The 536-nt window shown below is 71.6% G+C and carries 1 protein-coding gene; it reads left to right on the plus strand.

Annotated elements, in window-relative coordinates; genetic code table 11:
• Positions 1-116: 116 nt before the first annotated feature.
• Positions 117-536, plus strand: a 420-nt coding sequence (locus tag PV342_RS40965) for a helix-turn-helix domain-containing protein (RefSeq protein WP_500321252.1), incomplete at its 3' end; no start/stop codon positions are given.

Consider the following 536-nt stretch of genomic DNA (forward strand, 5'->3'; position numbering starts at 1 on the left):
TGTTCTGTCCACAGAGGTTGGTGACGGATCTCTCGGCTGAGGGATCTTGAAATGGGTGAGGGCCTTCTGGCTCGGTGTGGATTGCGACATCTGCACCGGCGACCAGAGAGGCCCTCATGCCGCACCGTAACGCACCGCTGACCGAGACCGGACGCCTGCGCCTGGCCCGCTGCGTCGTGGACGACAACTGGCCCTTGCGCCGCGCTGCGGAACGCTTCCAGGTCTCGGTGTCCACGGCCCAGCGGTGGGCCGACCGCTACCGCCGGTTCGGCGAGGCGGGCATGGCCGACCGCTCCAGCCGTCCGCGCACCAGCCCGCGCCGCACCCCGACCCGTACCGAGCGGCGGATCATCAAGGTACGCCTGCTGCGCCGGTGGGGACCGGCACGGATCGCGGGCCTGCTGCGCCTGGTGCCCTCGACCGTGCACCGGGTGCTGACCCGCTACGGCCTGGCCCGCCTGACCCACCTGGACCGGGCCACCGGCCGCGTCATACGCCGCTACGAACGCGCCCGTCCCGGCGAGCTGGTGCACGTG

The organism is Streptomyces sp. PA03-3a (assembly GCF_033792735.1).
Classification (GTDB): domain Bacteria; phylum Actinomycetota; class Actinomycetes; order Streptomycetales; family Streptomycetaceae; genus Actinacidiphila.